29 protein-coding genes are annotated in these 23,910 nt (G+C 71.3%); 15 read left to right on the top strand and 14 right to left on the bottom strand.

Annotated elements, in window-relative coordinates; all coding sequences use genetic code 11:
* Positions 1 to 61 precede the first annotated feature (61 nt).
* Entirely contained in the window at positions 62 to 1,048 is a 987-nt protein-coding gene (locus tag JYK18_RS34025) for a tyrosine-type recombinase/integrase (RefSeq protein ID WP_206808287.1), read from the top strand.
* On the opposite strand, the gene JYK18_RS34020 is transcribed toward JYK18_RS34025, so the two are convergent.
* Both JYK18_RS34020 and JYK18_RS34015 read right to left on the bottom strand, forming a co-directional pair.
* Positions 1,038 to 1,811 (bottom strand): isocitrate lyase/phosphoenolpyruvate mutase family protein, encoded by a 774-nt coding sequence (locus JYK18_RS34020; protein ID WP_206807498.1) that lies wholly within the window; start codon positions 1,809 to 1,811, stop codon positions 1,038 to 1,040. The genes JYK18_RS34025 and JYK18_RS34020 overlap by 11 nt on opposite strands.
* Positions 1,808 to 2,338, bottom strand: a complete 531-nt coding sequence (locus JYK18_RS34015) for an oxidoreductase (RefSeq protein WP_307796181.1) — start codon at positions 2,336 to 2,338, stop codon at positions 1,808 to 1,810. Before JYK18_RS34015 ends, JYK18_RS34020 begins: the two co-directional genes overlap by 4 nt.
* Positions 2,339 to 2,403: 65 nt before the next feature.
* On the opposite strand from JYK18_RS34015, the gene JYK18_RS34010 reads away from it, so the two are divergent.
* On the top strand, positions 2,404 to 3,105 hold the full coding sequence (locus tag JYK18_RS34010; RefSeq protein ID WP_206807497.1) for a helix-turn-helix transcriptional regulator: 702 nt from the start codon (positions 2,404 to 2,406) through the stop codon (positions 3,103 to 3,105).
* On the opposite strand, the gene JYK18_RS34005 is transcribed toward JYK18_RS34010, so the two are convergent.
* The 3 genes from JYK18_RS34005 to JYK18_RS33995 all read right to left on the bottom strand — a co-directional run bounded on the left by JYK18_RS34005 (position 3,089) and on the right by JYK18_RS33995 (position 4,498).
* On the bottom strand, positions 3,089 to 3,454 hold the full coding sequence (locus tag JYK18_RS34005; protein WP_206807496.1) for a DUF1761 domain-containing protein: 366 nt from the start codon (positions 3,452 to 3,454) through the stop codon (positions 3,089 to 3,091). The genes JYK18_RS34010 and JYK18_RS34005 overlap by 17 nt on opposite strands.
* 106 nt (positions 3,455 to 3,560) lie before the next feature.
* Positions 3,561 to 4,001, bottom strand: a complete 441-nt coding sequence (locus tag JYK18_RS34000; protein ID WP_206807495.1) for a hypothetical protein — start codon at positions 3,999 to 4,001, stop codon at positions 3,561 to 3,563.
* A gap of 107 nt (positions 4,002 to 4,108) precedes the next feature.
* Positions 4,109 to 4,498: a hypothetical protein gene (locus JYK18_RS33995; RefSeq protein WP_206807494.1), complete on the bottom strand. Its 390-nt coding sequence runs from the start codon at positions 4,496 to 4,498 to the stop codon at positions 4,109 to 4,111.
* A 60-nt stretch (positions 4,499 to 4,558) separates the two neighbouring features.
* On the opposite strand from JYK18_RS33995, the gene JYK18_RS33990 reads away from it, so the two are divergent.
* On the top strand, positions 4,559 to 5,341 hold the full coding sequence (locus JYK18_RS33990; protein ID WP_206807493.1) for a glycerophosphodiester phosphodiesterase family protein: 783 nt from the start codon (positions 4,559 to 4,561) through the stop codon (positions 5,339 to 5,341).
* Between the two features lie 9 nt (positions 5,342 to 5,350).
* Here JYK18_RS33990 and JYK18_RS33985 read toward each other — a convergent pair whose 3' ends face one another.
* Genes JYK18_RS33985 through JYK18_RS33975 form a run of 3 tightly spaced genes read right to left on the bottom strand, consistent with a single transcriptional unit; the run spans position 5,351 to position 7,445 of the window.
* Positions 5,351 to 6,172: an alpha/beta fold hydrolase gene (locus tag JYK18_RS33985; protein ID WP_206807492.1), complete on the bottom strand. Its 822-nt coding sequence runs from the start codon at positions 6,170 to 6,172 to the stop codon at positions 5,351 to 5,353.
* The gene (locus JYK18_RS33980; protein WP_206808286.1) at positions 6,169 to 6,756 is read right to left on the bottom strand and encodes a TetR/AcrR family transcriptional regulator; all 588 of its coding nucleotides are present in this window, start codon (positions 6,754 to 6,756) and stop codon (positions 6,169 to 6,171) included. Before JYK18_RS33980 ends, JYK18_RS33985 begins: the two co-directional genes overlap by 4 nt.
* A gap of 56 nt (positions 6,757 to 6,812) precedes the next feature.
* Positions 6,813 to 7,445, bottom strand: coding sequence for a transglycosylase family protein (locus JYK18_RS33975; protein ID WP_374195091.1), 633 nt, complete (start codon positions 7,443 to 7,445; stop codon positions 6,813 to 6,815).
* Between the two features lie 217 nt (positions 7,446 to 7,662).
* Between JYK18_RS33975 and JYK18_RS33970 the strand changes: the two genes are divergently transcribed.
* The 4 genes from JYK18_RS33970 (at position 7,663) to JYK18_RS33955 (ending at position 11,219) form a co-directional block, all read left to right on the top strand.
* The gene (locus JYK18_RS33970) at positions 7,663 to 9,087 is read left to right on the top strand and encodes an MFS transporter (protein ID WP_206807490.1); all 1,425 of its coding nucleotides are present in this window, start codon (positions 7,663 to 7,665) and stop codon (positions 9,085 to 9,087) included.
* Positions 9,088 to 9,135: 48 nt separating this feature from the next.
* The gene (locus tag JYK18_RS33965) at positions 9,136 to 9,879 is read left to right on the top strand and encodes a thymidine kinase (protein WP_374195079.1); all 744 of its coding nucleotides are present in this window, start codon (positions 9,136 to 9,138) and stop codon (positions 9,877 to 9,879) included.
* A 225-nt stretch (positions 9,880 to 10,104) separates the two neighbouring features.
* Entirely contained in the window at positions 10,105 to 10,452 is a 348-nt protein-coding gene (locus JYK18_RS33960) for an RNA polymerase-binding protein RbpA (RefSeq protein WP_113691811.1), read from the top strand.
* Between the two features lie 143 nt (positions 10,453 to 10,595).
* On the top strand, positions 10,596 to 11,219 hold the full coding sequence (locus JYK18_RS33955) for a carbonic anhydrase (protein WP_206807488.1): 624 nt from the start codon (positions 10,596 to 10,598) through the stop codon (positions 11,217 to 11,219).
* Between the two features lie 67 nt (positions 11,220 to 11,286).
* Here JYK18_RS33955 and JYK18_RS33950 read toward each other — a convergent pair whose 3' ends face one another.
* The 3 genes from JYK18_RS33950 to JYK18_RS33940 are packed head-to-tail and all read right to left on the bottom strand — an operon-like array spanning position 11,287 to position 15,256.
* Entirely contained in the window at positions 11,287 to 12,060 is a 774-nt protein-coding gene (locus JYK18_RS33950; RefSeq protein WP_206807487.1) for a polyprenol monophosphomannose synthase, read from the bottom strand.
* Between the two features lie 3 nt (positions 12,061 to 12,063).
* Positions 12,064 to 13,647, bottom strand: a complete 1,584-nt coding sequence (gene lnt / locus JYK18_RS33945) for an apolipoprotein N-acyltransferase (RefSeq protein WP_206807486.1) — start codon at positions 13,645 to 13,647, stop codon at positions 12,064 to 12,066.
* 4 nt (positions 13,648 to 13,651) lie between these two features.
* Positions 13,652 to 15,256, bottom strand: coding sequence for an amidohydrolase (locus tag JYK18_RS33940; RefSeq protein WP_206807485.1), 1,605 nt, complete (start codon positions 15,254 to 15,256; stop codon positions 13,652 to 13,654).
* A 132-nt stretch (positions 15,257 to 15,388) separates the two neighbouring features.
* Between JYK18_RS33940 and JYK18_RS33935 the strand changes: the two genes are divergently transcribed.
* Positions 15,389 to 16,780 carry a KamA family radical SAM protein gene (locus tag JYK18_RS33935; RefSeq protein WP_206807484.1) on the top strand — a complete coding sequence of 464 codons (1,392 nt, stop codon included), beginning with the start codon at positions 15,389 to 15,391 and terminating at the stop codon, positions 16,778 to 16,780.
* A 129-nt stretch (positions 16,781 to 16,909) separates the two neighbouring features.
* Positions 16,910 to 18,061 carry a hypothetical protein gene (locus JYK18_RS33930; protein ID WP_307796180.1) on the top strand — a complete coding sequence of 384 codons (1,152 nt, stop codon included), beginning with the start codon at positions 16,910 to 16,912 and terminating at the stop codon, positions 18,059 to 18,061.
* Between the two features lie 60 nt (positions 18,062 to 18,121).
* On the opposite strand, the gene JYK18_RS33925 is transcribed toward JYK18_RS33930, so the two are convergent.
* The gene (locus JYK18_RS33925; RefSeq protein WP_206807483.1) at positions 18,122 to 19,096 is read right to left on the bottom strand and encodes a YafY family protein; all 975 of its coding nucleotides are present in this window, start codon (positions 19,094 to 19,096) and stop codon (positions 18,122 to 18,124) included.
* 77 nt (positions 19,097 to 19,173) lie between these two features.
* Here JYK18_RS33925 and JYK18_RS33920 point away from each other — a divergent pair, with 77 nt between their 5' ends.
* The 3 genes from JYK18_RS33920 to JYK18_RS33910 are packed head-to-tail and all read left to right on the top strand — an operon-like array spanning position 19,174 to position 20,545.
* Positions 19,174 to 19,512, top strand: a complete 339-nt coding sequence (locus JYK18_RS33920; protein WP_206808284.1) for a nuclear transport factor 2 family protein — start codon at positions 19,174 to 19,176, stop codon at positions 19,510 to 19,512.
* A gap of 9 nt (positions 19,513 to 19,521) precedes the next feature.
* Positions 19,522 to 20,046 carry a DUF488 domain-containing protein gene (locus JYK18_RS33915; RefSeq protein ID WP_307796179.1) on the top strand — a complete coding sequence of 175 codons (525 nt, stop codon included), beginning with the start codon at positions 19,522 to 19,524 and terminating at the stop codon, positions 20,044 to 20,046.
* Entirely contained in the window at positions 20,009 to 20,545 is a 537-nt protein-coding gene (locus JYK18_RS33910; protein ID WP_206807482.1) for a hypothetical protein, read from the top strand. The genes JYK18_RS33915 and JYK18_RS33910 overlap by 38 nt, the downstream gene beginning before the upstream one ends.
* 6 nt (positions 20,546 to 20,551) lie before the next feature.
* Here JYK18_RS33910 and JYK18_RS33905 read toward each other — a convergent pair whose 3' ends face one another.
* Positions 20,552 to 21,445: an NADP-dependent oxidoreductase gene (locus tag JYK18_RS33905; RefSeq protein ID WP_206807481.1), complete on the bottom strand. Its 894-nt coding sequence runs from the start codon at positions 21,443 to 21,445 to the stop codon at positions 20,552 to 20,554.
* 71 nt (positions 21,446 to 21,516) lie between these two features.
* Here JYK18_RS33905 and JYK18_RS33900 point away from each other — a divergent pair, with 71 nt between their 5' ends.
* The gene (locus tag JYK18_RS33900) at positions 21,517 to 22,179 is read left to right on the top strand and encodes a TetR/AcrR family transcriptional regulator (RefSeq protein WP_206807480.1); all 663 of its coding nucleotides are present in this window, start codon (positions 21,517 to 21,519) and stop codon (positions 22,177 to 22,179) included.
* On the opposite strand, the gene JYK18_RS33895 is transcribed toward JYK18_RS33900, so the two are convergent.
* Positions 22,080 to 22,799, bottom strand: coding sequence for a phosphatase PAP2 family protein (locus JYK18_RS33895; protein WP_307796178.1), 720 nt, complete (start codon positions 22,797 to 22,799; stop codon positions 22,080 to 22,082). The two genes, JYK18_RS33900 and JYK18_RS33895, sit on opposite strands and share 100 nt — an antisense overlap.
* A 104-nt stretch (positions 22,800 to 22,903) precedes the next feature.
* On the opposite strand from JYK18_RS33895, the gene JYK18_RS33890 reads away from it, so the two are divergent.
* Together JYK18_RS33890 and JYK18_RS33885 are read left to right on the top strand one after the other, a co-directional pair.
* Positions 22,904 to 23,443 (top strand): hypothetical protein, encoded by a 540-nt coding sequence (locus JYK18_RS33890; RefSeq protein WP_206808345.1) that lies wholly within the window; start codon positions 22,904 to 22,906, stop codon positions 23,441 to 23,443.
* A 40-nt stretch (positions 23,444 to 23,483) separates the two neighbouring features.
* A complete protein-coding gene (locus JYK18_RS33885) occupies positions 23,484 to 23,909 on the top strand; it encodes a pyridoxamine 5'-phosphate oxidase family protein (protein ID WP_206807478.1) in 426 nt (141 codons plus the stop codon).
* Position 23,910 lies beyond the last annotated feature (1 nt).

Genomic DNA, 23,910 nt, shown 5'->3' with positions numbered 1-23,910 from the left:
GTTCACCGCGGCTTGGAGAAATCTGGGAGCTTCCTTGTCCGGGCGCGAAACTGTCGGTGTGGTGCGGTACAAGATCCACATGAGAGTTCTCGACGCGCAGCAGGCGTTCTTCGCGGCCCGGCGCCCGCGCAAGGACTCTCCGCACACGACCGCGGCCTACCGGCGGGATCTGGCGGGCCTGACCTCGCTGCTGGCCGAGGCCGTCGGGCGGGAGGCCGGCGAGTTGCGGGTCGAGGACCTGACCACGACCTCCTTGCGGACGGCGTTCGGCGCGTTCGCGGACGGGCATGCCAAGAGTTCCGTGTTGCGTGCCTGGTCGACCTGGAACCAGTTCCTCACCTTCTGCGTGTCCGACGGCCTGCTGCCGGGCAATCCGATGGGCGCGGTCGCGCGGCCGAAGACCCCTCCCCTGGTGCCCAAGCCCCTGCGGGGTGAGGACACGCCGGAGAAGCTGCTCGCCGCGGCCACCGAGGGCGCCCGGCAGACCCGTGATCCGTGGCCGGAGCGGGACGTGCTGGTGATCGCGCTCGGGCTGGTGGCGGGGTTGCGGGCGGCCGAGATGCGCTCGTTGAGCGTGGAGTCGCTGATCGGGCGGTCGGGTGAGAAGCGGTTGCACGTCCAGGGCAAGGGCAGCCGGGACCGGTCGATCCCGGTGCAGCCGGTGATGGAGAAGATCATCGAGGACTACCTCGCCTCGTGCCGCCGGAAGTTCCCGCACCAGCGCTTCGGGCGGTCGGCGCCGCTGCTGCGGGATCGCGCGGGTGAGCCGATCGGGCGTGGCGCGCTCGACTACCTGGTGAAGTCCTGTTATCGCGCCGCGGGGTTGCAGGATCGGGTGCCCACGGGCGCGAACCTGCACGCGCTGCGGCACACCTTCGCCACGCGGCTGGCCGAGGACGGTGCCACGGCGTCGGAGATCATGGCGCTGCTGGGGCACGCGAGCCTGGCGACCAGTCAGAACTACATCGAGGCGACCGGGCGGGAGCAGCGGGCCGCGGTGGCGAGCAATCGGACTTATCAGGCGTTGAACTCGAGCTTCACGGAGTGAGCGGGATGAGCCGTTCGATGTCGCGATAGCCGGGGATGCCTTCGGGGATCGGCTCCCCCGCGCGAATGGTTCGGGCGAGGCCGGTGGCCGCGTGCAGGGCGGCGCGGAAGAGCAGTGAGCCGAGGCTGACCCGTCCGACGCCGAGTTCGGTGAGGTCGAGGCCCGGGCTGTAGAGAATGTTGATCGGGACGGGGATGCCGCCCGCCAGTGCGGCGATGTCCGTGGGGTCGGTGAGGCCGGGGACGAACACGCAGTCGGCGCCCGCGCCGACGTACTGGCGTGCGCGGTCGAGGACTTCGGTCAGCGGTGGTGGGTTGTCGTTGAGCCAGTGAGTGTCGGTACGGGCGTTGACGAACAGGCCTGGTGCGCGGGTTTTGACGGCTTCGACGAGTTCGGCGTGGTCGCTGGGGTCGGCGAGCCGGTCCTGGCCGGGGCGGCTGTCCTCCAGGTTGATCCCGGCGATGCCGAGGTGGTGCAGTTCGGCGGCGAGGTCGGCCACCTCCCCCGGGTCGTCGCTGAAGCCGGCTTCGATGTCGACGGTGACCGGGCAGGGCAGGCGGCTGAGCGAGCGGGCCAGTGCGAGGGTTTCGGCGCGGGTGCGGCCGTGTCCGTCGGGCAGGCCGTGGGTGGCGGCGACGCCGAGGCTGCTGGTGCCGATGGCGGGGAATCCGGCGGCGTGCAGGGCGGCGGCGGAGGCGAAGTCCCAGGCGTTCGGGAGCAGCAGCGGGGTGTCGGCCTGGTGGAGGGCGGCGAAGTCGGTCATCGGGTTCCTTCCAGTGCGGCGGCGTGGGCCTGGCCGGGGCATTCGTGCGGACCGGTGCCGAAGCGGAGACCGGCTTCGAGGAGGTTGAGTTCCACGATGCTGCCGTCGGGGGCTTGGCGCCGGGTGACGCGGACGGGTCCGGCGAGGCCGGCGTGGGCTTGGACGAGGACGCAGATGCGGGCGGCGGTGGTTTCGTCCCAGGTGCCGCCGCAGGCGTCGACGAGGCGGGTCAGCGCGTGCTCGGCGGGGGTGTCCGGGGTGAGGTGCGGGTGGTAGACGCGGGCGACTTCGGCGACGTCGTCCGGGTCGGCGGGGATGCCCAGTGCCTGGGCGAGTGAGGCGATCGGTGCGGCGGGGTCGAGCCGGGTGGGGTCGATGCCGTCGAGCAGGGTGGTGATGAGGGCGCGGCGCCGGCGGTGGTCGTCCCCGTCGGAGAAGCGGGCGACGTGGTCGCGGAGCCAGCCGAGTGGCCCGGTGTGGTGGTTGGGTGGCATCGGCAGGGTGGTGAGTGCCTCGGTGATCTTCACCTGGTGCACGGTAGGGCGGGATCGTTTCGGCGGCGGCCGAAGTGTCGTGGGGGCAGGATGGGGGCATGACCGCGTCCAGTGCCGAGCTCGCCGGGTTGGCGGGGTTGCTCGCCGATCGCACGCGGGCAGCGTTCTGCCTGGCGTTGCTCGACGGGCGGGCGTGGACGGCGGGTGAGCTGGCCGCGCACGCGGGGGTGGCGCCGTCGACGGCGAGTGAGCACCTGCACCGGCTGATCGAGGGCGGGTTGCTGGTGCAGCGGAAGCAGGGGCGGCACCGGTACGTGCAGCTGGCCGGGCCGGAGGCGGCGAGGTTGATCGAGGACCTGGTGGGGTTCCTGGGGCCGCCGAAGTCGGGGAAGCAGTCGTTGCGGGCGGTGAGCGCGTCGGCGGCGCTGGCGCGGGGGCGGACGTGTTACGACCACCTGGCCGGGCGGCTGGGGGTGGCGATCAGTGACGCGATGACCGGTCGTGGGTTGTTGAACCAGGTGGACGGGTTCGCGGTGACCGAGGCCGGGCTGGGGTGGTTCGAGCGGGAGCTGGGGGCGGATCTGGCGGTGTGGCGGGGTTCGCGGCGGCCGCTGGCGAAGGCGTGCTTGGACTGGACGGAGCGGCGGTCGCACCTGGCGGGGTCGGCGGGGGCGTTCGTGTGCCGGGTGTCGCTGGAGCGGGGGTGGGTCAAGCGCATCGGGTCCGGCCGGGCGGTGCGGGTGACCCCGGCCGGGTCCGCTGCGTTCGGGGAGTTGCTGGGGCTCACTGCCACAGGCTGAGGATGATGGCGAACAGGAGGAGCTTGAGCAGCCAGTCGCCGGCGTGGCTGACGGCGATGCGCCAGGAGACCTTGTCCCAGAGCATGGAGCCGGACAGCAGGACGGCGGGGAAGCCGAGCCAGAGCACGAGGGCGAGCCCGAGTGCGCCACCGAAGCCCAGGTCGAGGCGGGTGATCAGGCCGGCGATGACGAGGGCGACGGTGGCGCTGCGGAGGAGTTCGACGGGGATCTGCCAGGGCTTGACGGGTTCGCCGCTCTGGGTGCCGACGATGCTGTAGTAGGCGGAGCTGGCGATGAAGGCGGCGATGGTCGAGACGAGCACGGCGAGGTAGTTGATCTCGGTGAGCACGGGTTCTCCCCTGGTCCGGGCACCCGGGGTGGGTGCCTTCGTCAGGGACGTAGGTGCCGGTTCGCCGTTTTCGACATCGTTCCGCGAAGTTTTTCGGGGAAAGTTTCTAGCTGTTGGTCCTGGACTGGCTCTTGCAGTCCTTCCAGGTGCCGTCGGGCAGCAGTTTGCAGACCCGGAAGGTGATCTGCTCGCCTCGGCTGGGGCCTGCCGGTGGGGCCTTCACGCTGTTCAGGTTGTGGGCTTCGACCTGGGCGCAGTTGGTGAACCGGACGCTGACCAGGTTCACCTGCGTGTTCGTGGAGTCGTAGAGGGCGGCGATGATGCCGTTGTTGCCGTCGCAGAACTGGTCGTAGACCTCGATGGTGCCGTTGCCGTTGGCGCCGCCGACCGAGTTCCAGACGCCGTAGCCGAGGTGCTGGCCGCTGACGCCGACCATGCCGATGACGCTGGAGTTGGCGGCGAGTGCGGGTGTGGCGTTGACGGTGGCCAGGGCGGCGACGGCGGCGGTGGTGGCGATGAGCGTTCTGCCTCGCGGGATGGTTTTCACCGGTGCTCCCTCGTTCGATGGTGGGCGTGAGGTTCCTCGCGCCTGGTGGCCATCGTCGGGGCCGGGGTGTGCACGGAATCTTGGCTGCGTCTTGGACCGGAGCGGGGTCAGCGGAGTTGTTCGAGGTCTTTCGCGCTGCGGGCGATCTCGTAGGCCAGTTCGCGGAGTTCGGCGGCGGAGGCGCCGTCGTCGGCCGCGGTGACGACGTCTTCGGCGGCGCAGCGGAGTTGGAAGAGGCGGTCCTGGAGGTCGGCGATCTCGGTGTCGGAGAGGACCACGGCGTCGTCGGGCAGGCCGCTGCGTTGCAGGGCGGTGCGTCGTTCGTAGGCGCGCTGGCGGCAGGACTGGCCGCAGTAGCGGCGGCGGCGGCCGCGGGACTCGCCTTCTTCGAGACGTCGGCCACACCAGCCGCAGTGCGTGGCCGCGCCCGGTCGGCGCATCTGCCGCAGTTCTTCGCGGGACACGCTGGGTTTCTCGGCCACCTCGCTCACGGGCATGACCCTAGCTGGCCATGCTCCGCTCACGCCGAGGCCACGCCGGGGAGGCAGACTGTGCTGGTGAAGACCAGTCACCCGTACCTCGCCGACCCGCTCCCCCGTGCCCTCGCCCACCGCGGGTGGCACCTGGACGAGCTGGCGGACATGGAGAACTCGCTGTCGGCGTTCCGCCGGGCGGTGGACGAGGGGTACCGGTACGTGGAGACCGATGTGCACGCGACCTCGGACGGGGTGGCGGTGGCGCAGCACGACGCGACGCTGGACCGGACGACGGACTCGTCGGGGCTGGTGGGTTCGCTGCCGTGGGCGCAGGTGCGGCGGGCGAAGATCGGCGGTCGCGAGGGGATCGCGCGACTGGAGGACGTGCTGGAGGAGCTGCCGGAGACGCGGTTCAACGTGGACCTGAAGACCGACGCGGTGGTGGGGCCGTTCGTGCGGGTGCTGGAGCGGATGAACGCGTTCGACCGGGTGGCCGCGGCGTCGTTCTCGGACGCGCGGCTGGCCAGGGTGCGGCGGCTGGCCGGGCCGCGGTTGCTGACCGCGCTGGGGCCGCGGTCGGCGGGGGTGCTGTGGGCGAACGGGTGGCTGCCGTTCCTGCGGCTGGGCTTTCTGAGCCGGGGGGCGATGGCGCAGGTGCCGGTGCGGCAGGGGCGGGTGAAGCTGGTGGACCGGTCGTTCGTGCGGGCGGCGGGGTATGCCGGGGTCGAGGTGCACTGCTGGACGATCAACGACGCGGCGGAGATGCGGGCGTTGCTGGACCTGGGGGTGAAGGGGCTGGTCACCGATCGGCCGGACGTGCTGCGCGAGGTGCTGGTGGAGCGCGGTGTGTGGGAGACCGCCTAGGTCCTGGAGTCACCTTCCGCTTCGGCAGGTGGAGAGTGACAGCCGGAGGTGTTCGGCGAACTCGGTGGGGTGGGTGGTCAGGCCGGTGTGCCCGCCGGGGAAGTGCACGAGTTCGGTGCCGAAGGTCTCGGCCAGCTGCGCGGCCGGTCGGTACGGCAGTTCCCCGCGTGAGTCCTGGCCGCCGGCGAGGACGAGCTGACTCGACAGCGTCCGCAGCCGGTCGAGGTCGGGGCGGTAGGTCATGAAGCTCGGCACGATGCGCCCGACGAAGAACGGCAGGTTCGCCATCGTCTGCTCCACCCGGGCGGGCGGCAGTTCGACCTGGGGCTGGGGTGTGGTGTCGCCGGGTTTGCGCAGGCCCGCGGCGAACACGGTCATCGCGGGCATGAGCCCGTCGGCTTCGAAGGTGTCGCGGACGCGGGTGACCAGGGCGCGGTACTCGGCGGCGTCGGGCAGGACTTCGACCACCGGTGGTTCGTGCGCGATGACGCGGTCGAGGTGCTCGGGGCGGGTGGTGAGCAGGTGCAGGGCGACGATCGCGCCCGAGCTGGTGCCGAACACGCCGGCCCGCTCCCCCGGCGCCAGCGCGTCGAGCAGGCGGGCCGCGTCGTCGGCGTGTTCGGCGACGCTCTGCTCGGCGTCCGGGTCGTCGAGGGTGCTGCGGGACATGCCGCGCGGGTCGTAGGTGACGACCCGGTGCTCGGCGGCGAGGTGGTCGACGACGTCGTCGAAGGCGGCCGCGCCGCCGGAGCCGCCGGGGATGAGCAGCAGGAGCGGGCCTTGCCCGCGGACCTCGTAGTGCAGGGTGGCGCCGTTCACGCGCAGGATCATGACTCTCCTCGGGTCGATGGCCAGTGCCGCAGGAGCGTGTGCAGGGCTTCGAGGCCGCGTTCCCACGACTGCTGCGGGGTGCGGGTGTGGGCGAAGCCGCCCGCGGTTTCCAGTGCGACGAAGCCGTGGAACGTGCTGCGCAGCAGCCGGACGGCGTCGGTCAGGTCGGGTTCGCGCAGGTCGTAGGCGCGGAGCAGGCGGTAGGTCAGGTCGACGGCTCGACGTGGTCCTGGTGCGTTCGCGGCGAGTTCGGGGTCGATCCGGATGGGGGTTTGGGTGGCCAGGTAGCGGCCGGGGTGTTCGCGGGCGTAGTCGCGCCAGGTGTTGGCGTAGGCGACCAGTGCTTCCCGGCCGGCGAGCCCGGCGATGGCCTCGGCGATGCGGGTGGTCTTCTCGTCGGCGGCGAGCAGGGCGATGCGGCCGCGGAGGTCTTCGAGGTTGCGGACGTGGCCGTAGAGGCTGGCGTCCTTCACCCCGAGCCGCCGGGCCACCGCCGACATGGTCACCTGGTCGAGCCCGGTCTCGTCGGCGAGGTCGGCGGCCTCGGCGGTCACCCGGTCCGCGGTCAGGCCCGCGCGCGCCATCATCATGCGCCGAGCTTAACCTAGGGCTCCTAGGTTCAACCTAGAGGCCCTAGGGATCAGCGTGGGGCCTTGCCCTCCCAGGCCGCGGTCCAGGTCTTGGGCCCGAGCAGGCCGGAGTCCTTGATGCCGTTGGCGCGCTGGAGGTCGAGCACGGCCTGCTTGGTCTTGTCCAGGTAGCAGCCGGTGCCGGTGAAGCCGTAGCCGAAGGCGTTCATCCGCAGCTGGAAGGTCTTGAGCGGGGGCGCGCAGTCCCCGTAGGCGTAGACCACGCCGGGCCACGGCGGTTTGACGTTGGGGTCGGGTGCGGGCGGGGCCGCGCCGGAGCCACCCATGTAGGCCGATTCGGCGTAGCTGGGCTTGCGCTTGCTCTTGGCGTCACCGTCGCCCTTGAGGCCGAGCTTGGTGGCGCACTCCCACGGCTGCCAGCCGCGCATGCGGTACAGGTACAGCGCCCGGTAGTCCTGTTCGAGCGGGCTGGCCTGGTCGGGGCGGCCCGCTCCCCCGACGCTGCGCCAGGTGGGCAGGTCGAACTGGTAGGCGCCGTAGTACCCGTTGCCGGTGTTGATGTGGTAGCGCCCGCTGGACTCGCACATCCGCAGCTTCGCCCACGAGTTCGACGGCGGGTCGGCGGCGGCCGGCGTGCTCAGCACCAGCTGCAGCGCGAGCACGGCGACGGCCAGTGCGCTCATCCGGCGAATCCGGCGAATCGGTCTGCCCATGCCCTGAACAGTAAGAACGACAGCGGGTAATCACAAGAGTCACAGCAGGAACACCAGCCTCACCTACACCGGACGGGTTACCCCGTCGCGATCCGGACACATTCGCGCATCCGTGCGGCACCCACGCCCGGGAGGCAATAACCTGCCCGCGCAACGGCCCTTCGCACGCCTGGAGTCTCCGCAACCCATGAGCACCACCTCCCCGGACACCACGCCGGCCGATCCGGTCCGCGACCGGCGCCGCCAGCAGCGCGGCTGGTACTTCTACGACTGGGCGAACTCGGCCTTCTACACCACGGTGATGGCGGTCTTCGGCTCGATCTACATGAGCTCGGTGGCCGCCGCCGACGCCAGGACCGACCTGGTGCGCAACGGGCCGGCCCCGTGCGTGGACGCCAACGGCGTGGAGTCCACCCTGGTCAACTGCGACATCAGCCTGCTGGGGCTGACCTTCCCGGCCGGTTCGCTGTGGGGCTACCTGCTCTCGGTGGCCACGGTGATCCAGGTGGTGGTGCTGCCGGTGTCCGGCGCGATCGCCGACCGCAGCCAGTACAAGAAGCGTTTCCTGGCCGGCTTCGCCTTCCTCGGCGCGGTGTCCTCGTCGCTGCTGTTCTTCATGGCGGGCACGAACTGGCAGATCGGCATCGTGTTCTTCATCCTGGCCAACATCGGCTACGGCGCCTCGATCGCGATCTACTACTCGTTCCTGCCCGGCATCGCCTCCCCCGACGAACGGGACGCGGTCTCGACCAAGGGCTGGGCCTTCGGTTACCTCGGCGGTGGCGTGGCGCTGGGGCTGCAGCTGGCGTTCTACCTCAACCACGAGGCGCTCGGCGTCGAGCAGTCGATGGCGGTGCGGATCTGCTTCCTGACCACCGGGCTGTGGTGGGCCGCGTTCACCCTGATCCCGGTGCTGCGGCTGCGCGAGACCGCGCCGGTGCACCGCGAGCCCGACGGCCGCTCGGTGCTCACCGCGGGCTTCGCCGAACTGCGGGACACCTTCCGCTCGGCCAAGGCGTTCCCGCTGACGCTGGCCTTCCTCGGCAGCTACCTGATCTACACCGACGGCATCTCCACCGTGGTGACCATCTCGGCCCAGTACGGCAAGGAGGAGCTCAAGCACCCGACCGAGGTGCTGATCGTGACCATCCTGGTGATCCAGTTCGTGGCCTACTTCGGCGGCATGGCGCACGGGCTGCTGGCCCGCCGCGTCGGGGCCAAGAAGACGATCATGATCAGCCTGGCCGCCTGGATCGCGGTGCTGGCCGGGGCGTACTTCGTCCAGGCCGGGCAGGCGCTGCAGTTCTACCTGGTCGCGGTCGGGATCGGGCTGGTGCTCGGCGGGACGAACGCGCTGTCGCGGTCGTTGTTCAGCCAGATGATCCCGGCGGGCAAGGAGGCCCAGTACTACGCGCTGTACGAGGTCGGCGAGCGGGGCACGTCGTGGCTGGGCCCGCTGGTCTTCGCCGCGGTCGGCCAGGCGACCGGTTCGTTCCGGCTCGGGGTGCTCGCGCTGGTGGCGTTCTTCGTGGTCGGGATCGTGCTGGTGGCGCTGATCCCGGTGCGGCGGGCGATCACCGCGGCGGGAAACCGCGAGCCCGCGATCGTGTGATCACCGCGACCGATAGGGTCGAATTTTGTGACTGTGTCATCAACGCCCGTGTCCGAGGCCGACCCGACCGACGCGCTCTCGTCGGTGCCGGTGGCCGGTTTCCGGCGCAGCACCCCGGCCGCGGGGAAGCTCAAGTTCTGCTACGGCCCGATGGACTGCGGCAAGTCCACGCTGGCGCTGCAGATCGACCACAACCACGCGCGGCAGGGCAGGCGCGGGCTGCTGCTGGTGCGCCACGACCGGTCCGGGGCGCCGCAGATCACCAGCCGGATCGGCATCACCCGGCGGGCGCTGGAGGTCGGCGAGCGGACCGACCTGCGGTTGCTGGTGCGCGACCAGTGGGTACAGGGACAGCATGTGGACTACCTCATCGTGGACGAGGCCCAGTTCCTGTCCCCCGAACAGGTCGAGCAGCTCGCCGAGCTGGCCGACGACGTTCAGCTGGACGTGTACTGCTTCGGCATCGCCACGGACTTCCGCAGCATGCTCTTCCCCGGCGCGCGGCGGTTGTTCGAACTGGCCGACGAGCTGCAGCCGGTGCAGGTCGAGGTGCTGTGCTGGTGCGGTCTGCCGGGCCGGTTCAACGCCAGGGTCGCCGACGGGGAGGTGCTGCGCGCCGGTGACACCGTTTTCGTCGCCGATACCGATCAGCCGAAAGTTGAAAATTCACCCTCGGCACACGAAGCTCCCGACGCGGTCACCGTGCGTTACCAAGTATTGTGCCGCCGCCACTTCCGGCACGGGGAACTGGGCCCCCGGTCGGGAGACCATGGCCAGTTACGGTTGACGTGAATGGCCTCGACCTAGCCCAATCGGGGGATATCCCCAGAAAGAAGGCCGAATGCGCGTCACATCGGCGCGCCGCGCGACTCCCTTGTAGGTAAGCCGTTGACGACGGGTGACCCACCTCATCGTGAGCGACGACATGCGAGTCCGGGAATCCTGCGGACCGCTCCGTCGTTGCATAGGGTGAGCATCGCCCAGGCTCCACCCGGAGCCGACTGAAAGGACCCCATCATGGCCGACCGTGTACTCCGAGGAAGCCGGCTGGGAGCCGTCAGCTACGAGACCGACCGGAACCACGACCTGGCGCCCCGCCGGGCGGTGCGCTACTCCTGCCCCAAGGGGCACGAGTTCGAGGTTCCGTTCTCCGACGACGCCGAGATCCCCTCGGTGTGGGAGTGCCGCCTGCACGGCAGCGAATCCGAGATCGTCGACGGCGGCCAGCCCGAGCAGAAGCAGGTCAAGCCGCCGCGCACGCACTGGGACATGCTCCTGGAGCGGCGTTCCATCCCGGAGCTGGAGGACCTGCTCAACGAACGGCTCGAGGAGCTCAAGGGCAGGCGGACCACCCGCTCCGCCTGATCGAGCCCTCCGGTCTCCCGGCTGCCCCCACCACGAAAGCCCCCGTGTCCTCCCGCCACGGGGGCTTTTCGCTGCGCCCGTGTGGGTGAGGTCACCGACGCTCGACCTGAGGTCGAGGCGCGATCTGGGAGAGAATCTGCCGCATGACTGAGAACACGCTTTCCCCCGATGAAGCTTTGGCCACGCTGCTCGACGGCAACCACCGCTTCGTGGGAGGCGAGCGTGAGCACCCGCACCAGGACGCGGACCGCCGCGCCGCGCTCGCGCCCGCCCAGCACCCGTTCGCGGTGCTGTTCGGCTGCTCGGACTCGCGCCTGGCCGCCGAGATCATCTTCGACCAAGGCCTGGGCGACCTGTTCGTGGTGCGCACCGCGGGCCACGTGCTCGGGCCGGAGGTGCTCGGCACCATCGAGTACGGGGTCGAGGTGCTGGGCGCGCCGCTGATCGCCGTGCTGGGCCACGACTCCTGCGGTGCGGTCGCCGCCGCCCAGCAGTCCGTGCGCGACGGCTCGCGCCCCTCGGGCTTCGTCCGCGACGTGGTCGAGCGCGTGATGCTCAGCGTGCTCGCCGCCCCGGACGGCGCGCACGACGCCGAATCGGCCATCGGGCAGCACGTGCGGCACACCGTCGAGCTGCTGCTGGACCGCTCGGCCACGATCGCCAAGCGGGTCGCCGACGGCAGCTGCGGGATCGCCGGGATGTACTACCGCCTCGAAGAGGGCAGCGCCCGCGTCATCGCCTCCGAAGGCCTCAAGACCGGCAGCTGACCGGCCAATGCGGTGAATGTGGCTTTCCCAGCGCGAGGTGCCGTGAAAGCCACATCCACCGCGTCGGTCAGGCGCTCTTGCGGCCGAACAGCCCGCGCAGCTGCTGCCACCGGTGCTTCGCGCCCCACACGCCGACCCGCAGGATCGCCTCGAACACGATCGAGCTGCTCATCTTCGAGTCGCCGATCTCGCGCTCGGTGAAGGTGATCGGCACCTCAGTCACGGTGAAGCCCTGCTCGGCGGTGCGCCAGGCCAGGTCGATCTGGAAGCAGTACCCGGCCGAGGCGATCTCGTCCAGCGGCAGCTTCTGCAGCACCTCGCGGCGGTACGCGCGGTACCCGGCGGTGATGTCCTTGATGCCCGCGCCCAGGCAGATCCCGGCGTAGACGTTGGCCAGCTTCGACAGCAGCTGCCTGCGGAACGGCCAGTTCACCACGCTGCCGCCGGGCACGTACCGCGAGCCGAGCACCAGGTCCGCGTCGGCGAGGGCGTCCAGCACGCGCGGCAGGTCCTCCGGGGCGTGCGAGCCGTCGGCGTCCATCTCCACGATGGTGTTGTAGTCACGCGCCAGGCCCCAGCCGAAACCCGCCACGTACGCCGCGCCGAGCCCGGCCTTCTCCGTGCGGTGCATGACGTGCACCCGGTCGTCCTGGCCGGCCAGCTCGTCGGCCAGCTGGCCGGTGCCGTCCGGGCTGCCGTCGTCGACGACCAGCGCGTGTACCTCGGGCAAGGCCTCGTGCAACCGGCTCAGGATCGGGCCGAGGTTCTCCCGCTCGTTGTAGGTCGGGATCACCACCAGCACCGGCTCGATCGGTTGTGCCCCCCGCGGCGCCTGCGCCATCCGCTAGTCCTCCATCGTGTTTTCGCTTGCCCCGGCGCCGGAACGCCGGTTTCGTATCCGGACGATGCCGCCGGCCAGCACCCCTGCCACCGCCAGCCCGGTCACGCCGACGTCCGTCCACGCGCCGAGTTGATCCGACAGCGTAGTCTGCTGCCGCAGCGGCACGCTTTCGACCAGCGAGGCCGCGGTGAACAGGCTGGTCGGGTGCGTAACGCCACCGTCGGGTGCGACGATAGCGCTCACCCCGCTGGTGGCCGGAACCACGACCGCCCGACCGTGTTCCACGGCACGCAACCGCGACATCGCCAGCTGCTGGTAACTCATCTCCCCCGGCCCGAACCAGGCGTTGTTGGTCGGGGTGAACAGCACCTGCGCCCCGGCGAGCACGGCGTCGCGCGCCGGGTAGTCGAAGGCCACCTCGTAGCAGATGGTGGTGCCGAAGACCAGGCCACGGCTGTGCAGCGCGGCCGGATCTCCGGAGCCGGGCAGCATGTCGCCGGTGTCGTCGACGAACGGGGTGACGATCCGGGCCAGGTCGCGGGCGGGCACGTACTCGCCGAAGGGCACCAGCTGCTGCTTGGAGTACCGCTCCCCCGGGCCGGTCTCGGGGTCCCAGACGATCATCGAGTTCTGCGCGTTGCCCCCGGCGTCGCGGTGGACGGCGCCGATGAGCATCGGCACGCCGAACTCGCGCGCGAGCCGGTCGAGGTCGGGGTCGCGGCGGCCTTCGCGGACGTCGGTGGCGGTCTCGGGCCACACCACCAGGTCCGGCTGGGGCACGCGGCCCGCCCGGATGTCGGCGAGCAGGCGCTCGCTCTGGCGCAGGTGGTTCTCCCGCAGTTCCTCGCGCCTGCCCAGCAGCGCCAGGCCGACGTCGGGCGCGTTGCCCTGCACGATCGCCACCCGCACCGTGCCCTGCTGCGCCTCGGTGCCGATCGACGGCCACACCGCCAGCCCGGCCACCAGCGGCAGCACCGCGGCCACGGCGGCGGTCACCACCGCGCCACGCCGCCGCGCCCGCACGAGCGCGGCGAGCGCGAACCCGGTCAGCACCACCGCGAAACCGACCAGCGGTGCCCCGCCGATCGAGGCCAGCGGCAGGTAGGCGCCCTCGGGCTGGGTGAACCCGACGCGGCCCCAGGCGAACCCGCCCAGCGGCCACACCGAGCGCGGCAGCTCGATCCCGATCACCACCAGCGCCATCCACACCGGGGCGCCCGGCAGCCGCGCCACCCAGGTGTTGAGCCCGCCGCACAGGCCGATCCAGGCGGCCAGCGTCGCCGAGACGCCCAGCCACGGCAGCGGGCCGAACTCGGCGCCGAGGAAGTCGTTGAGCCAGAGGAACAGGGGCAGGAACCAGCCGAGGCCGAAGGCGAAGCCGTACCCGAAGCCGCCCCAGAACCGCCGTTCGCGCGCGACCAGCGCCCAGCCGGTGAAGGCCAGCGGCGCCAGCCACCACAGCGGGCGCGGCGCGAAGCTGAGGTAGAGCAGCACCCCGGACGCGGTGGCGCCGAGCAGGCGCAGCAGCCAGGGCCGCCACGCGCGGCGCGTTCGTCCTGGCGCCGGTTCGGCGGCGGTCACGGTCATGACTCTAGGCACCGGGTGTGAAGTCGTCGTAGATGATCTGTCCCGCGTGGACGGTCCGCAGGCAGCGGGGCAGCTCCGCGGCCGGGTCCAGCGGCGGCAGCGAGGGCACCCCGGACCGCGGATCGGTCGACCAGCGCTGCACGCGGGAGTCGGCCGAGGGGGCGACGAGGTCGTCGGCCGCCCAGATCGCGTAGTGCGCCGGAGCGCCGGGCTGCAGCGTGCCGGTGACTCCGTCCTGCACGCCGGCGGCGCGGTGACCGCCGCGGGTGTGCGCGTTGAACGCCGCCCGTGCGGAGAGCCCGGAGCCGGGGGTGCGGTGGTGCACGGCCGCGCGGACCGCCGCCCACGGGTCCACCGCGGTGACCGGGCAGTCCGAGCCGAAGGCCAGCGGCACGCCCTTCGCGGCGAGCAGCGCGAACGGGTTCAGCGCGGCGGCCCGCTCGCCGAGGCGGCGGGCGTACATGCCCTGCTCGCCGCCCCAGTAGGCGTCGAACAGGGGCTGGACCGAGGCCGCCACGCCCCAGCCCGCCAGCGCCTGGGCCTGCTCGGCGGTGACCATCTCCAGGTGTTCGAGCCGGTGCCTGCGGGCGGCGAGCGCGCGCTGGCCGACCTGCTTCTCCGCCAGCTCGAACCCGCGCACCACCTCGGCGGCGGCCGCGTCGCCGATCACGTGGAACCCGGCCTGCAGCCCGGCTTCGGTGGCCGCGGCCAGGTGCGCGGCGATGCCCTCGGCGTCCTGGTAGAGCGTGCCGCGGCCGGGATCGTCGTGGTACGGCTCGTGCAGGGCGGCGGTGCGCGAGCCCAGCGCGCCGTCGACGAACAGGTCACCGGCCAGCCCGCGCGCCCCGACCCGGCGGGCCACCTCGACCGCCCCCGGCTCGCCCCAGTACCCGACGACTTCGGGCAGCCCCGGCTCGGCGGACAGCGCGAGCAGGTCGGCGAGGTCCTGTTCACCGGAGATGTCCGGGCCCGCGCACTCGTGCACGCTGACGATGCCGCGGGCGGCGGCGGTGCGCAGGAACGCCTCCTGCGCCCGGCGGCGCTGCTCGACGGTGATGTGGTCGCGCATGGCCTGGCGGGCGTGGTGGTGCGCGGCGCGGGTCAGCGGCCCGGCGTCGGACCAGCCGTCGGCCTCCTTCGCCGCGGGCACCAGGTCGATCAGCGCGCTGGAGACCAGCGCGGAGTGCACGTCGACGCGGCTGAGGTAGACCGGGCGGCCGCCGGCGGCCTCGTCCAGCTCGACGCGGCTTGGCAGGCGCGGGTTGGTCCAGTTCGACTCGTCCCAGCCGTGGGCGATGAGCACTTCGCCAGGGCGGACGGCTTCGCGGACCGCGGTGAGCAGTTCGCCCGCGTCGCGCACCGCGCTCAGGTCGAGGCCGTCGAGGTGCAGGCCGGTGGCCGTGCTGTGGACGTGCGCGTCGACGAAGGCCGGGGCGACGAACGCGCCGTCGAGCTGGACCACCTCGGCGCCGGGGTGCAGTGCCGTGCCGGGGCCGTCCTGGCCCACCCAGACCACGGTGCCGCCGGTCACCGCCATCGCGGTGGCATCGGGTGAGCCCGGCGTGTGGATCCGTCCGCCGAGCAGGAGCGTCGTGCTGCTTTCCGTCACGTCCGGAGAGTCTGCCCGGTGCTCCGACCAGGTGAACACGCAGGCAAGCACTAACGCAGCGGCAGAAGATTTTACGTTGGATTGATGATGTGACAGGATTATTTAACGCGTTCCCGACGACGAGGAGTACAAGTGACTGCGACCCAGGAACCTGTCGCCCCCGCCGAAGCCGCTGTCGAGCAGCCCTACGTCTACGTCCGCGAGGAGCTGGTCGAGCCGGACTGGCGGCGCTTCCCCGGCTGGCGGGACGTGACCGACGCCGAGTGGCGCGACCCGCAGTGGCAGCGCGTCAAGTGCGTGCGCAACGTCAAGCAGCTGCGGCTGCTGATGGGCGACCTGCTCGAGGACCGGTTCTACGAGGACCTGCTGGCCGACCAGCGCGAGATGGCCACCATGTCGATGCTGCTGCCGCCGCAGATGCTCAACACCATGGCGCCGCACGCCGGGGTGGACCCGGCGAAGTTCACCGAGGCCTTCTACGCCGACCCGATCCGGCGCTACATGCTCCCGGTGCGCAGCGACCGCCACCCGGTCTGGCCCTCGCACCCGCATTCGGAACGCGACTCGCTGCACGAGGCGGAGATGTGGGTGGTCGAGGGGCTGACCCACCGCTACCCGACCAAGGTGCTCGCCGAGTTGCTCTCCACCTGCCCGCAGTACTGCGGCCACTGCACCCGGATGGACCTGGTCGGCAACTCCACCGAGCTGATCGACAAGCACAAGCTCACGCTCAAGCCGGTCGACCGCCAGGACGCGATGATCGACTACCTCAAGCGCACCCCCGGGGTGCGCGACGTGGTGGTCTCCGGTGGTGACGTGGCCAACGTGCCGTGGCACCAGCTGGAGTCGTTCCTGATGCGGGTGCTCGACATCGAGACCGTGCGGGACGTGCGGCTGGCCACCAAGGCGCTGGCCGCGCTGCCGCAGCACTGGCTGGCGCCGAAGGTGGTCGAAGGCCTGCAGCGGGTGGCGCTGACCGCCCAGCGGCGCGGGGTCAACCTGGCCATCCACACCCACGTCAACCACGCGCAGTCGGTCACCCCGCTGGTCGCCGAGGCCGCGCGCACGGCGCTGGACGTCGGCGTGCGCGACGTGCGCAACCAAGGCGTGCTGATGCGGGGCGTGAACGCGACGCCGTCGCAGCTGCTCGACCTGTGCTTCGCGCTCCAGGGCGAGGCGAACATCCTGCCGTACTACTTCTACATGTGCGACATGATCCCGAACGCCGAGCACTGGCGCGTCTCGGTCGCCGAAGCGCAGGAGCTGCAGCACGCGATCATGGGCTACCTGCCCGGGTACGCCACGCCCCGCATCGTCTGCGACGTGCCCTACGTGGGCAAGCGGTGGGTGCACCAGCTCGCCGAGTACGACCGCGAGAAGGGCATCTCGTACTGGACCAAGAACTACCGCACCGGCATCGAACTCGACGACCCCGAAGCCCTGCGGCGGCACTACCCGTACTACGACCCGATCGACACCCTGCCCGAAGCCGGCCGCCAGTGGTGGTCGGAGAACGGCGCCTGAACCCGGCCGCGACCGCCCTGGGAGCGAGGGCACTCGCTTCCAGGGCACCGGCCGGGAACGCCGATCCTGATCGGCCGGTGTTTGGCCGGTTCGCCGAGGGGTAACCGGACCGGTACTGGTCGAGCGCCGATGAGCGAGGTGAACCACATGGGCACGCCGCGGGAAGTGGCCGTGGGCGTGCTGACCGACGAAGGGCTGCCGGAGCAGGTGATCACGAAGATCGCCGACGAGCTGCCGGAAAGCTTCGACTCCCTGGTGGGCGGCCACACGCGGTGGCGGGTGGAGCACGAGGTCGACCAACTGCCACTGGACGAGGACGGCGACATCCCCATGCGGACGCTGTCCGCACAGCACCGGCGGCGCCGCGGCTGGGACCTGCTGATCCTGATCACCGACCTGCCCCGGCGCTCGGGCACCAAACCCATCGTCGCCGGCGTCGACGTCGAGCACGGGGTCGCGATGATCTCGCTGCCCGCGCTCGGCGCCATCCTGGTGCGGCGCCGGGTGCGAGCGCTGCTGGTGCGCGTCGTGCGGCAACTCGTGGCGCGGCCGCCCGAGGTCGGCAGCGAGCGGGGTGCCGCGGCACGGTTGCACGAGGTGCTGTCCCCCACGCAGGTCCTGCCCCGAGAGCGCACCTCGTCCCCGGCACGCGTCGCCCTGGTCGGGCTGCGCGGCCGGCTGCGTCTTCTGGCCGGAATGGTCCGGGACAACCGGCCGTGGCGGCTCGTCCCGCACCTGGCGGGCGCCACCGCGGCAGCGGCGGGCACCGCCGCCTACGGCATCATCACCAGTTCCTTCTGGAAGCTCGCGGACACCCTGTCCCCGCAGCGGCTGACCGCGATCACGATCGTCACCATCCTGATCATGACGGTGTGGCTGACCGTGTACAACCACCTCTGGGACCGGCCTTCCGAGGCCGCCGAGCGCCGCAAAGCGCTGCTGTACAACATCTCCACGGTCACCACGCTGGCGATCGGGGTGGCCTGCATGTACGCGATCCTGTTCGTGGTCGCCCTGCTCGCCGCGGCCGTCCTGATCGACAGCAACCACTTCGCCCAGACCCTGGGACACCCGGTCGGGGTGGGTTCGTACCTGAACCTGGTGTGGCTGTGCAGTTCGGTGGGGATCGTCGCCGGCGCTCTCGGATCGAGCCTGGAAGACGAAGAGACTGTCCGCAACGCGACCTACGGCCGCCGCGAGCAGGAACGCCAGGAACGCAACCAACGCCGACGCGAACACGAACGATCCGCGCGGACCTCTTCCGGAGACAAGACGGACTGACCCGCTCACCGGGCGGGAACCGCGTCGACGTTGTCCGAGCAGAGCAGGCGCTGGCGTTGCTCAGGACGGCATCCCGTAGCGGTTGACGACTTCGGCCGCGCGGTCCCGCAGGGAAGTCCGCAACCATTGCGGCGCAAGGACTTCCGCGTTCGTGGAGAGCTGCCACAGCGCCCATTCGGCATGCCGCGCGTCCTGGAAGGTCGCCTCCAGGGGCAGCCAGCCGTCGTCGTCGGGGTCCTCGGTGTGCAGGGTCAGCGCGGTGCCCGCCAGCTCCCCGCGTCGCGCCGGGTGCAGCCTGGCCCGCACGGTGACCTGGTCCCCGCCGGTCCGGAACCGGGTGCTGCGCTCCTGCCACGCCCGGTCCAGGTCGACGCGCTCCGGTCGTTGCGCGGGCTCGGCGAGTTCCTCGGCGGCCAGGATCCTGGACAGCCGGTAGGTGCGGTCCGCGCCGGACTTCGTGGCCAGCAGGTAACCGTGGCCGCGCGCGGTGACCAGGCCGATCGGGTCGACCGTGCGCCACTGCGCGTCCTGGCCCGATGCCGCGTAGTGGATGCGCAGCTTGTGCCCGGCGAACACCGCGCGCCGGACCTCCGCCACCACGGCGTCGGGCACCTCCTCGGCGACCAGCCGCCGGGCGAGCAGGTCGGTCTCCGGATCGATGAGCAACCGCCGCGCCGCCCCGGCCGCAGTGGCCCGGTAGCTCTCGGGCAGCGCGTCGACCACCTTGCGCATCGCCGAAGCCAGCGCCCCGCCGAGCCCGAAGGCCTGCGCGCCCCGCCGTGACCCGGCGACCAGCAGGGCCAGCGCCTCCTCGTGGTTCAACCCGGTGAGTTCGGTCTGGAAACCGGGCAGCAGCGCGAAACCGCCGTGCCTGCCGCGTTCGGCGTACACCGGGACACCCGCCGCCGAGAGCGCCTCGATGTCGCGCAGCACGGTCCGCGTGGACACCTCCAGCTCACGGGCCAGCGCCGCCGCGGACAGCCGTTCGTGCTGGCGCAGCAACAACACCAGCGACACCAGCCGGTCCGCGCGCATGACGGAAACTTTACCGGAATACACGACACAGGATGTCGTGATTCACTGCGAGGCTCATCGGCATGACAAGCAAGACAGTGGCCACCGAGCCGAACGACCTGGCCAGGTACTTCATCGAACGCGGCAACGCCGGTGACGTGGACGGCCTGGTGGCGTTGTACGAACCGGACGCCGTGCTGGCGTTCCCGCCCGGCAACCTCGCCACCGGGCACGCGGAGATCCGCAAGGTCTACGAGGAGTTCGTCGCCGCGGCGCCGGTGCTCCAGCCGGGCAGGCAGCACCCGGCGCTGGTCAGCGGGGACCTCGCGCTCACCGTCACCACGCTGACCAGCGGGGAGATGACCGTCGAGATCGCCCGCCGCCAGCCGGACGGGTCCTGGCTCTGGGCCGTGGACCAGCCGGTGCTCGTGCCCTAGGGAACGGCGGTGGGCGCACCACGCGCCCACCGCCACACCACGATGAAGCGCATCACGACCATCGGCGTCTACGGCTCCACCGCCGCCGACTTCCTCGACCGGCTGGCCGGGCAGGGCGTGGACCTGCTCCTCGACCTCCGCCAGCGCCGCGGTGTCCGCGGCCCCGACCACTGCTGGGCGAACTCCGCGCGGCTCCAGCGCTCGCTCGCCGCGGCGGGCATCGCCTACCGCCACGTGAAGGACCTCGCCCCGACCACCGAACTACGACACCTCCAGTACCGCGAGGACGACCGCCAGGGCGTCGGCAAGCGCAACCGCGTCGCACTGGCGCCCGCGTACGTCGAGCGCTACACCCGCGAAATCCTCGACCGCTACGACTTCGGCGCGCTCATCGCCGAACTCCCGGGCACCACCGCCCTCTTCTGCGTCGAACGCGACGCGGCGGCCTGTCACCGTTCGCTCGTGGCCGCCCGCCTCGGTGGAACAATCGGGTGGTGTGACCCAGTGGATCGACGCCGACCGCCTTCCCCCTGAGCTGACCGCACTCATCGACGGCCTCGGCGCCGGCGAGGATCTGCTCATCACCCGGAACGGCGAGCCGATCGCGTCGGTCTCCCGGGTACAGCGCAGCGAGCCCCCGCCGGCCGAGCACGTCACCGTCGTGGCCACCGCGATGAAGCTGACGGAATCGGCGCGTTCGTCGCTGTCGGCCCAGCTCGGCCCCGGCTACCTGGTGCTGGACATGCACTCCGCGCCCCGGAGCGTCGACGTGCTGCTGACCCCGCCGGTCAGCCCGCAGCTGATCGCCGGCTTCCGCTCGCTGTTCCCCACGGCGAGGGTGGTCATCGCCGAGGTCGAGGACCGCGAACACGGCATCAGCCACCAGGGTCCGGTCCGCCGCCTGCTCGACGCCGGCGCCGAGGTCTACCTGCCGTCCAGCAGCATCCCGCGGCTGGCCGAGCAGCTCGACCGCGCCGTGACCCAGCGGAACCAGCTCACCGGCACCACCCCGCTGACCATCGAAGGCGGATGACCAGGCTCAGACGAGGATGACCCGCCGCCCGCGGGTGTGGCCGGCTTGGCTGTCGGCGTGCGCCGCGGCGGCGTCGGGCAGGGCGTACGCCTTGTCCACCGGGATGTGGAGCTTGCCCCGCGCGATGAGGTCGGCGGCCGCGGCGAGCGCGTCCGGCACGCTCCCGGCCACCCCGGAGAACCGGACGCCGTAGTCCGCCGCGCCGAGATCGGCGATGGTGATCACCTTCTCCGGGTTCCCGGTCAGCGCGACGAGTTCGGCCAGCACACCCGAACCGGCCAGGTCGAGCGCCGCATCGACCTGGCCGAGCTGTCGCACCCGCTCGACCCAGCCCTCGCCGTAGGTCGTGGCGAGGGCGCCCAGGCCGCGCAGGTAGTCCTGGTTCGCCGCACCGGCCGTGCCGATCACCGTGATGCCGCGGTCGCGTGCGATCTGCAGCACCGCCGAACCGACCCCGCCGGACGCGCCGCTGACCAGCAACGTCTGCCCGGCCTCCACCCCGACCTCACGAATGATGCGCACAGCGGTCTCCACCACGGACGGATACCCGGCCGCTTCTTCGAACGTCAGCCCCTCGGGGATGCGGGCCCAGGCGGTCAGGACGGCGAACTCCGCGTAGGTGTCCACGCCCTCCCCGAACACCGGGTCCCCGATCCGCACCCCGTCGACGCCCTCGCCGAGCTCGTCCACCACCCCGGCCGCGTCCAGCCCGACCCCGGCGGGCAGCTCGACCGGGTGGGCGCCCAACTTCTGGCCTTCGCGGATCCGCCAGTCGACCGGGTTCACCCCGGCCGCCCGCACCGCGATGCGCACCTGACCTGGGCCCGCGTGGGGCTCCTCGGCGTCCACGAGCCGCAGGACTTCCGGACCACCGAACTCGGTGAAGCTGATCTTCTTCATACCGGCGACCGTAACACTAACGGTTAGCTTTTTCGAACGGTTTTGACTTTGAAGCTGATAGCATCACCCGCATGACCGCGCCGACGGGACGCCGTGAACGCAAGAAGGCCGCGACCCGCGAGAAGATCGCCGAGACCGCCCTGCGGCTCTTCCTCGACCGCGGCTACGACGCGGTCGGCATCCGCGATGTGGCCGCCGAAGCCGACGTCGCCGTCACCACGGTCTTCTCCCACTTCGCCTCGAAAGAAGCCCTCGTGTTCGAGCGGGACGCGAACTTCGAGCAAAGCCTCGCGCGGGCGGTCACCGACCGGACACCGGACGAACCGCTCATCCCCGCGCTGCGTGAGGCGATCCGGGCCATGGTGCGGCATTGCGCGGCGGCCGAAGCCGCCCCGATCTGGCGCATGGTCGACGGATCCCCCGCCCTGCGGCAGTACGAGGAATCGATGCGGCTGCGTCACGCGGATTCACTGGCGGCGGCGATCGCCGCCGAATTCGGCCTGCCCGCGGCCACGACGGCCTGCCGCACCATCTCGAGGTTCGTGGTCGACGCCCATTCGCTGGCCCGCGAGGCCGCCGATCCGGACGCCGCGGTCGACGAGATCTTCCGGATGATCGAGGCGGCGTGGGCGGTTCAGGACCTCGACAGCTTGGGCAGCAGCTTGGGCAGTGCGGCGACGACGGCGATGGAGGCGAGCAGCAGCACCACGCTGCCCACGATGTCGAGCACGTAGTGGTTGCCCGTGGTGAACACGACCGCGATCATGCCCAGCGGGAACAGCCACGGCAGCCACGCCAGCCGCGGACGCGTCGTCCGCAGCGCGAGCCACGCGGCGTACGCGCACCACAACGCCCACGCCGTGTGCATGCTGGGCATCGCCGAATAGACGTTCTGACCGCTTTCGAGCGCTCGCGCGGAATGATCGCCGAAGAGGTCGTGCTCGGCGATGATGTCGACGACGCCCGGCGTGGCGAAGCGCGGTGGTGACATCGGCAGCGCCCAGAACACGGGCAGCACCAGCACCGCCATCGCGATGAGCGTCCGGCGCGCCGTCCGGTAGACCTCGGTGTGCCGGCGGAAGAGCCACACCAGAACACCGAGCAGCACCACGTAGTACAGGCGGTAGTAGAGCACCGCGGGCTGGATGAGCGCCGGGTGCTCGACCAGCCACCGGTTCAGCCCCGGCACGATGTCCAGGTGCAGGGCGCGTTCCAGCGACTGCAGGGCCAGCGCGTTGGCGGTGGCCGTCGCGGCGTCCGACTTCGCGGTGCCGTGGAGCCAGATGAAGCCCGCGAACACCAGCGCCAGCAAGGCGATCTCGGAGAGTGCTGGACGGACCCGCGCGATCGGCACGCGCGCGACAGTACCGCGTCGCTTCCCGGCCACGGGGCAACAAGAGCGGCATACCGGCCGAACGGGACGCGTCCAGCCCTCGGCCGTCGAACTAGGGTTGGGGCATGGGGGTTGCTGAATACTGGTTGCACCGGGTCGACGCATCGAAATGGCAGTTCCTTTGCCACGCCGCCGATCGTGGGGATCTCGTGTTGCACGGCTCGGGAAATCCCGGGATCACCGAGTTCGTTCCCCGCCGCCCGCCGGATTTGACCGAGTTCGGCAGCAGGCACGCGGTGTTCGCGGCGGCGGACGGCATCTGGCCGATGTTCTACGCCATCCTCGACCGCGACATCGGGGAGTTCTCCATGTGCACCGGGTGCGTGCCCGACGACGGCCAAGCGCGGTACCACTTCTCCCTCACCGCCGCCACGCTCGCGCGGCGGCCGTGGCGGGACGGCATGGTGTACCTGCTGCCCGCGGCGACGTTCGAGCGGGAAGACAGCTCGGCCCAGGCAGCCAGTCCCGTCCCCGTGCGGCCGGTCGCCAAGCTGGCCGTGCGCCCCACCGACTTTCCCTTCCTGCACCAGGTCCACGGCCACCACGACGACGAGCTGCGCGCCCGCGCCGCCGCCGACCCCGGCGGGTTTCCCTGGCACCGGTGAAAAGCTGCGACCTCCCGAACCCCTCGGTAGCCTCGGGCGAATGGCGTTGTCGAGAGAAGAACGGGAAAAGTTCCTCGCCGAACCCCACATCGGGGCGTTGTCGGTGGCCGAACACGACGACCGCGCGCCGTTGACCGTGCCGATCTGGTACCAGTACTCACCCGGCGGGGAGCTCTGGATCCACACGCCACCCCGTTCGCGGAAAGCGCGGGCGATCGAGGCCGCCGGGCGGTTCAGCCTGATGGTCCAGCGCACCACGCCGACCGTCCGGTACGTCTCCGTCGAGGGGCCGGTCACCGGCACCGCGCCGGCCAGCCACGAGCGCTCGTGGGAGATGGCCGCCCGCTACCTCGAACCGGAGAAGGTCGCCGGGTTCGTCGAGTTCGAACGGTCCCAGCTCGGCGAGCACATCGCCATCTTCCTGCGCCCCGAGCACTGGATCTCCGCCGACCTGGGACCGTTCTGAG

Source organism: Amycolatopsis sp. 195334CR (genome assembly GCF_017309385.1).
Lineage (GTDB): Bacteria > Actinomycetota > Actinomycetes > Mycobacteriales > Pseudonocardiaceae > Amycolatopsis.
Note: the sequence above shows the minus strand (reverse complement) of the source record. Positions and strands in the feature narration are given on the sequence as shown.